This is a genomic window from Mesorhizobium sp. M1A.F.Ca.IN.020.04.1.1, assembly GCF_003997315.1.
Lineage (GTDB): Bacteria > Pseudomonadota > Alphaproteobacteria > Rhizobiales > Rhizobiaceae > Mesorhizobium.
This window is the reverse complement of sequence record NZ_RZSN01000067.1, coordinates 21420-28388: the sequence shown is the minus strand read 5'-3', so window position 1 is coordinate 28388 and position 6969 is coordinate 21420. Positions and strand designations below refer to the sequence as shown.

The window sequence follows — 6969 nt, the reverse complement described above, 5'->3', positions numbered from 1 at the left end:
CTGCAGGGGCTTTCCGGCTCGCTGGAGGAGGTGAGTTGGCTGCTCGACCCCGAGGGCAAGCCCGTGCCGCCCACGGGCAGCCGCCCGTTCGCGGGACTCGGCGAGAAGATCGCCTTCGAGGGCGTCAGCTTCAGCTATGCCAATGAGGAGCAGCGCGCGGCGGTGCTGCATGCGGCGAGCTTCGACATCGTGAGCGGCCGCTCGACGGCGCTGATCGGCCGCTCCGGCGCCGGCAAGACGACCATCGTCAACCTGCTCTGCCGCTTCGTCGAGCCCGATGGCGGCCGCATCCTCGTCGACGGCGCGCCGCTCGGCGAGATCGACCCGGCCCAATGGCGGGCGCATATCGCTCTGGCCAGCCAGGAGCTGGAGCTGGTCGACGGCACCATCCTCGACAACATCACCTACGGCAAGGACACGGCCAGCGCGGAAGAGGCGCGCCGCGCGGCCAAGCTCGCCGAGGCGCATGGCTTCATCGAGACGCTGCCGCAGGCCTACCAGACGGTGGTCGGCTATCGCGGCGTCAACTTGTCGGCCGGGCAAAGGCAGCGCATCGCGCTGGCGCGAGCGCTGCTGCGCGACCCCGACATTTTGATCCTCGACGAAGCCACAAATGCGGTGGACGGGCTCTCGGAAGCGGCAATCGTGGAAACGCTGAAATCGCGCGCCGGCCGCCGCACCACGATCGTCATCAGCCATCACCACTCGACCATCGCGTTCTGCGACGACCTGGTGATCCTGGAGCATGGGCGGGTGAAGAAGCAGGCGCCGTTCGCGGAACTGACGGCGCGCAGCATGGATGAGCTGTACCAGCCGGAGTGAGGGCTTTCTTTGCGAGGGAAGTGGCGAAGGTTGGCGCGAGACACCCCCCTCTGCCCTGCCGGGCATCTCCCCCGCAAGGGGGGAGATTGGCAGCTCCGGCTGCCGCGCTCTTCCTGCTCCGTCGGAAGTTGGCGAAAGCGGCGACGACATCTGATGTCCCCCTTGCGGGCCCTTGCGGGGGAGATGTCCGGCAGGACAGAGGGGGTGCTGTCCCGCCGGCGCTAAACCAGCTTCACCCCGCCATCGCCAGTGGCGCGGCGCTCTTGTTGGGGATCTGAATGTCGATCTCCAGCGTCGACATGGTGGCGCCGCGATCCATCGAGACCTGGAGATAGTCCTGGTCGATCTGTACATGCTTGGCAATGACGGCCATGATCTCCTCGCGCAGGATGGAGACGAGGTCTGGCTGGCCACGGCTCTGGCGTTCGTAGGCGAGCAGCAGCTGCAGCCGCTCGCGCGCCACAGGCGCACTGGTGCGCCGCTTGAAGAGGTCGAGAATGCTCATGCCGCCCTCCTTCCGAGAAGCCGTTCGAGGAAACCCTTGCGCTCGAAGGGGACGACCACCGGCAGGTCCTCGCCTTCCAGGCGCCGTGCCGCTTCGAGGTAAGCCTTGGCGGCGATGTTGATCGGCTCGCTGAGCGTCACCGGCGCGCCGAGGTTGGAGGCCCTGAGCACATCCTGGCTTTCCGGGATGATGCCGAGCAGCGGCGTCGAAAGGATCTCCAGCACGTCGTCGATCGACAGCATCTCGCCGCGCGAGGCGCGCGCCGCGTCATAGCGCGTGACCAGCACGTGCTTCTGGATCAGCTCGCCCTGCTCGGCCTTCATGGTGCGGGCGTCGAGCAGGCCGATGATGCGGTCGGAATCTCGCACCGACGACACTTCCGGGTTGGTGACGATGACCGCCTCGTCGGCGAAGCGCATGGCAAGCTGGGCGCCGCGCTCGATGCCGGCCGGGCTGTCGCAGAAGACATAGTCGAACACCGAGCGCAGCCGGGCGATGACTTCGGCAACGCCCTCCTCGGTCAGCGCGTCCTTGTCGCGCGTCTGCGAGGCCGGCAGCAGATACAGCGTCTCCAGCCGCTTGTCGCGGATCAGCGCCTGCGACAGTTTTGCGGTGCCCTGGATAACGTTGACGAGGTCGAACACCACGCGGCGCTCGGCGCCCATGATGAGGTCGAGATTGCGCAGGCCGACGTCGAAATCGACCAGCGCAACCTTCTTGCCGGTCTTGGCCACGGCAGCGCCGAGCGCGGCCGTCGAGGTTGTCTTGCCGACGCCCCCCTTGCCCGAGGTGACCACGACTACCTTGCCCATATATCCAGCCTCCGTTGGCGATTTTTATTCTCTGGCCGTGCCGGGCACGGCGGACTCATGAAGGACAATGGCACGCGAAACCGGTCCGAAGCTTGCGCGGCCAAAGACTCAGCCGAGCGGCACCACGCACAGCGCATCGTTTTCGAGGAAGGCCTGCACCGCCTTGCCGCGCGAAACACCTTCCATCTCCTCGGCCGTGGTGTACCAGCCGTCGACGGCGAGCAGCTCGGCCTCATTCTTGCGGCAGAAGATGCGCGCCGATGTGTTGCCTTCCGAGCCGGCGATCGCCCGGCCGCGCAGCGTGCCGTAGACATGGATCGAGCCGCCGGCGACGATTTCCGAGCCGGACGCGACCGAGCCCAGCACGATGACGTCGCCATGCGGATGAAAGACCGACTGCCCCGAGCGGATCGGCGCCTTGATCATCAGCGTGCCGGCGGAAGGCTCGTGCCGTGCAGGTACAGCACCCTGCCCCGACCCGGCCGGTTCCGACTTGGCTGCTTCGGCGGCTCGCGCGTTCTGCGCATCGAGCTTCGCCGGTTCATCCTGCGGCGCCCTCATTTGCCCCGGCTGCACGTCCTCGACCGTAGCCGTCTCGACCGTGATCTCTTCCGCCTTCGCCTTGCGCGCGGCCCTGCCCAGCAGGCCCTCGGCGGTCGCCTCCTTGGCGCCGGCGAGCAGCGGCGGCAAATCGGGGCCGAGCTCGGCGCCCTCGAGCTCGATCGCATAGACGCGGATGCCGCGCCGGGCGAGCGTGCCGACAAGTGCAGCGATCTCCTCAGGGCCCGGCTTCAAAGTATTGAGATCCAACACTACCGGGCGGCCGTTGAAATAGCCCGGCGAGTTGCCGATCCAGTGATCGAGCCCCTCCAGCCACTCGTCGATCGGCGCCTCCGGCGTCAGCGTGAAAGCGACGAAGGAGCGGGCGCGGAAGCGGATGGATTTGTTGTGCAAAGGGGCGGCGAAGGTCACGGCCAGACGAATCCTTACTCAATGGTTAAAGGGTGCCGGGCGAATGGTTAACAAAAGGTTAATTTTGCGGATGGCGGCCGCTGAGGAACTGGCGCAGCTAAGTTTTGTGGCGGGGTGGTCACAGTGCCTGCCGCAGCGTCTATCCAGCACACAATTCGACACATGGCGTGAGCCGGCAAGGAACGCTCAGCGGGGCCTAACGGCCAACAATATGCTCGGCATTTCGGTTCTTGTCGGCGGAGGCACCAAGATCTGTATCTCGGCTCTTTCTTCGGCGCCACGCGGAAGCCCTTCATAGGAGTCGGACGGCGTCGCGCGTCAAGCGAAATTTAGTCGCCGGCAAGCTTTTCAGGACAACGGCGCCGACAATATTATTTCGCCTCGCCTTGTCGCCGCTTCGGTTAAGCGCTATGTTTTTCAAATCGAACTTGTTGAACGAATGTTGTTTCTGCGCCTTGGCGCCCTGACGATCTTCCCTCTCAATTTCGAAGACTGCGACGTTTGGCACGCAGCCAGGCGGCGATGATTTGCGTCGATTTGAAAGGAAAATCGTATGACTACTGGAACCGTGAAGTTTTTCAACGCCACGAAAGGCTTCGGCTTCATCGAGCAGGGCAATGGGCAGCCGGACGTGTTCGTCCACATCTCCGCCGTCGAGCGCGCCGGAATGCGCTCGCTAGCGGAGGGCCAGAAGGTGAGTTTCGACATCGTGAAGAACCAGCGGAACGGCAAAAGCTCGGCGGAGAATATCCAGGCGGGCTGATGCCGTGCATCCATGGCCTTTGACCGCGGATGTACCGGCATTGGCCTTGGAGCACTTTGATCTTGCGGATGTCTTCGTCCCGAAACCGGCTCCCGATTTCGGGCAACATGTTTTGGGGTTTTACGCATGTCTTCCCCTAACCGGTTTCCGATTTCGGGAGATATGCTTTGGAAGGTCGGGCTTGCCCGGCCTTCTTCGTTTCAAATTGCGAGGTAGACCATGGCCGAAACCAGTGTGTTCAAGCCGAAGGGCGACGCCAAGAGCGAAGCCACCACGAAGACGGCGCGCACGATAATCGAGGGCGAAGCGGCAGCGCGGCAGGCAAAGACGGAACGGCTCCGCGCGGCCAGGCTCGCCCGCGGGCCGGCTGAAGCGGAGCCAAAGAAGAAGCCGGCAAGGCGAAAATAGCGACGGAGGTCTTGGGGAAGTCTACTTCTCCCGACGCGATTCGGCTCGAGTTCCCGCGGCTGGGGATCGCCGATCCAATGCCCTCCAGCCGAACTATCCCAAAGGCCGGATGGCCGGGCCGTTGAGGACAGCTCCGTCCGGCGCGAACTGCGAGCCGTGGCAGGGGCAATCCCAGCATTGCTCGGTCGAATTCCAGTGCACGATGCAGCCGAGATGCGTGCAACTGGCCGAATGCCGGTGCAGCTTGCCGTCGCGATCGCGGCACACGGCGAACTTGCTCAAGCCGTCCTGAAGTATGCCGCCTTCGCCGGGCTCGAGGGCGTCGGCCGACTTGACCTCACCGGGCAGCAAATAGCCGGCAAGGTTCTTCACCGTCGTAAGGTTCTCATTGACGTAGTGCGCGAGCGCGGCGGGCGGCGTCCGGTCGGGGGCGTAGACGGCTTCCCAGGAGTTCGATCCGGCCACGATCAGATCGCGGATGAGCAGTCCGGCCAAGGCGCCATGCGTCATGCCCTGGCCGGAGTCGCCGGTGGCGATGAAGACGTTGCCGTTGCCGGGGCTTCGGCCAATGAAGCCGCAAAAGTCGATCGTTTCGAGGACCTGGCCGGACCATCGCGCTCGTTCTCCGCCAAGATCGGGCACCAATGCCCTGATCCAGGCCTCGAGCGCGACAAAGCGCGCCGCGCCGTCATCCGCTTCGCCCGATTTGTGATCGCGGCCGCCGGCTATGAGACAGTCCGTCTTGCCGGGGCCGGGATTGAGGCGGACATAATAATAGGGATCGTCCATATCCCAGTAGAGCGCATCCGGGAGGGTTCCCCTGGCAATGTCGAAAGCCATTGCATAGGTGCGGTAAGGCGCCATCTTGCTGTGGATCTTGACCCAGGTGTTGATCGGGGAATTGGTGGCAAACACTGCGTTCGAAGCCGTTACGGTGGAGCCGCCGTCGCATTTCAGGCGAACCTTGTCCCCCTCCTCGATTTCGGTGACGGCGCTGTCGGCGAATGCCTTGCCGCCTCGTTTCTCGAAATCGGCCAGCAGCGCGCGCAAATATTTCAGCGGATGGAAGGTCGCCTGGTCTGGATAGCGCAGGATGGGCGCCGATTCATGGCCCTTGAGCGGCACACCCTTGCCATGCTCAGCTTCGGCGCCGATCTTTGCCGCAGCCGCATACTCCTTGTTGCATTCTCTGGCGGCCTCTTTCTCGTCCATCCATGCGGCCGGGAACAGGAAGCCGTCCAGCCGGCGGAAATCGCAGTCGATCTCCAGCGTGGCGACATGGCGTTCGATGCGGTCGACGGCGGCCTGCTGGCTTTCCTGGAATCCGCGCGCCAGAGCCTCGCCGCGCATGTCGATCAGCGTGCTCAAGCCGTCGTCGCAGATGGGTGCCAGATGGGCGGTCGTGCGCGATGTCATGCCGCCGAGCAAGGGGCCGCGATCCACGAGCACCACCCTGCGTCCCGCCAAGGCCAGTTCGTAGGCGATGGAAACGCCGGCGATGCCGGCGCCGATGACGGCTACGTCACAATGCTCATCCTGCTCGAGGCGAGGCGCGTTGGGCAAGCTGGTGTCGAGTGTCCAAAAAGATCTGGTCGCTTCGCTGCTGACGTTCATTGCCTGCCTCGTCGAAACGAAATCGGATGCCCGCGCCGAATGCTGCTCGGCCCGGGTTGCAGATCATCGTGACCGGCTCCACCCTAACGGCTAGGTGCTCTTGAGCGTTCCGTTCATCCCGTTCGGGTAAAAGCCGCCCTTGCTCACACCCGACTGATCGGTCAGATAGACGATGCGCAGCACCTCCTGCGGCGTCCTTGTGAAGGCAATCGCATCCGGCGTCGAAGGAACGACGTTGGCCTTGCCGTCAACCTGAATGCCCTGGTCTTTGTCCTCGTTCCCATCGATCTTGTCGCGTGCGTCGGAAACCGCATTCGCCGCCTTCCAGGCCTTCTCGCCCATGCGATAGAGCGACGACCGCGCCATTCCCATGTGATAGGCCTCGACCGCGAGAATTCCAGCCGCGGCAGCGAGGAATTCCTTGTTCTTCAGGACAGTCGCCGCACCGGCGTAGGCCGTCACACCGACGTCCTCGAACAGCATACCGCCGAGCACGAAATTCATCTGATTGCCAAACGCATCGAAATCGTCGCCGAGGCCGGCCGCCTTGGCGACCGCGGCAAAGCCGGCATCGAAATCGATCGCCGGCCGGTCCACCGCGTTCGACGCCAGCGTCTTGCGATAGAACCTGACATGGGCAAGTTCGTTTTCCGCGACCTCGCGCATGAATTCACCGAGCGCGGGCGTATCGAAGGCAACCTTTTTGCCGCCGACGACGTCGCCGGGTTTGGAACCGATGTCCGAGTCCTCGATGCCCTTTCCCGTGGTGCCGCGGAGGTAATATTCGGCCTCCATATATTCCAGGTTGAGCGCGAAGCGGAAAATGTCTTCGTCTTTTATGTCGTCCTGCGCGGCAGCAGACGAAGTCGAAGCAACGCCGGCCGCTGAAGCAAGGGTCGCTCCAAGACCGATTTGCAGTGCCCGGCGGCGACAAACATGAAGTGAAGGCGTGACAGCGGTCATAGCTTCCTCCCGAAGCCCGCCTGTCAACCGGTTTGGCCTCAATGAGCGGGCCAGCCGCCAAACTTCGCAGAAGGCAGAATGTTCCTGAAAAGAAGCCGATATGGCTTTGC

The 6969-nt window shown here is 63.8% G+C and carries 8 protein-coding genes; 3 read left to right on the top strand and 5 right to left on the bottom strand.

The window, feature by feature from the left end; all coding sequences use genetic code 11:
- Positions 1-822: ABC transporter ATP-binding protein (locus EOA49_RS15615; protein ID WP_164749233.1), on the top strand; the 822-nt coding region annotated here is incomplete at its 5' end.
- A gap of 232 nt (positions 823-1054) precedes the next feature.
- On the opposite strand, the gene minE is transcribed toward EOA49_RS15615, so the two are convergent.
- From minE to minC, 3 genes are all read right to left on the bottom strand, one after another.
- Positions 1055-1327, bottom strand: a complete 273-nt coding sequence (gene minE, locus EOA49_RS15605) for a cell division topological specificity factor MinE (RefSeq protein WP_042638296.1) — start codon at positions 1325-1327, stop codon at positions 1055-1057.
- Positions 1324-2139, bottom strand: a complete 816-nt coding sequence (gene minD, locus EOA49_RS15600; RefSeq protein ID WP_095783344.1) for a septum site-determining protein MinD — start codon at positions 2137-2139, stop codon at positions 1324-1326. Before minD ends, minE begins: the two co-directional genes overlap by 4 nt.
- 108 nt (positions 2140-2247) lie before the next feature.
- Positions 2248-3111: a septum site-determining protein MinC gene (minC, locus tag EOA49_RS15595; RefSeq protein ID WP_127240550.1), complete on the bottom strand. Its 864-nt coding sequence runs from the start codon at positions 3109-3111 to the stop codon at positions 2248-2250.
- A gap of 553 nt (positions 3112-3664) precedes the next feature.
- On the opposite strand from minC, the gene EOA49_RS15590 reads away from it, so the two are divergent.
- Complete coding sequence (locus EOA49_RS15590) at positions 3665-3874, top strand: cold-shock protein (RefSeq protein WP_066992896.1); 210 nt, start codon at positions 3665-3667, stop codon at positions 3872-3874.
- 219 nt (positions 3875-4093) lie between these two features.
- Positions 4094-4282 (top strand): hypothetical protein, encoded by a 189-nt coding sequence (locus EOA49_RS15585; RefSeq protein ID WP_127240551.1) that lies wholly within the window; start codon positions 4094-4096, stop codon positions 4280-4282.
- 93 nt (positions 4283-4375) lie between these two features.
- Here EOA49_RS15585 and EOA49_RS15580 read toward each other — a convergent pair whose 3' ends face one another.
- Positions 4376-5896, bottom strand: a complete 1521-nt coding sequence (locus EOA49_RS15580) for an FAD-dependent oxidoreductase (RefSeq protein ID WP_127240552.1) — start codon at positions 5894-5896, stop codon at positions 4376-4378.
- 90 nt (positions 5897-5986) lie between these two features.
- A complete protein-coding gene (locus EOA49_RS15575; RefSeq protein ID WP_095801513.1) occupies positions 5987-6859 on the bottom strand; it encodes a ferritin-like domain-containing protein in 873 nt (290 codons plus the stop codon).
- Between the last annotated feature and the right edge of the window lie 110 nt (positions 6860-6969).

Bases quoted from the DNA above. Each gene is read 5' to 3' on its own strand.
- minE (WP_042638296.1), bottom strand. From the start codon at position 1,327: ATGAGCATTCTCGACCTCTTCAAGCGGCGCACCAGTGCGCCTGTGGCG.
- EOA49_RS15575 (WP_095801513.1), bottom strand. From the start codon at position 6,859: ATGACCGCTGTCACGCCTTCACTTCATGTTTGTCGCCGCCGGGCACTG.
- minD (WP_095783344.1), bottom strand. From the start codon at position 2,139: ATGGGCAAGGTAGTCGTGGTCACCTCGGGCAAGGGGGGCGTCGGCAAG.
- EOA49_RS15590 (WP_066992896.1), top strand. From the start codon at position 3,665: ATGACTACTGGAACCGTGAAGTTTTTCAACGCCACGAAAGGCTTCGGC.
- EOA49_RS15585 (WP_127240551.1), top strand. From the start codon at position 4,094: ATGGCCGAAACCAGTGTGTTCAAGCCGAAGGGCGACGCCAAGAGCGAA.
- EOA49_RS15580 (WP_127240552.1), bottom strand. From the start codon at position 5,896: ATGAACGTCAGCAGCGAAGCGACCAGATCTTTTTGGACACTCGACACC.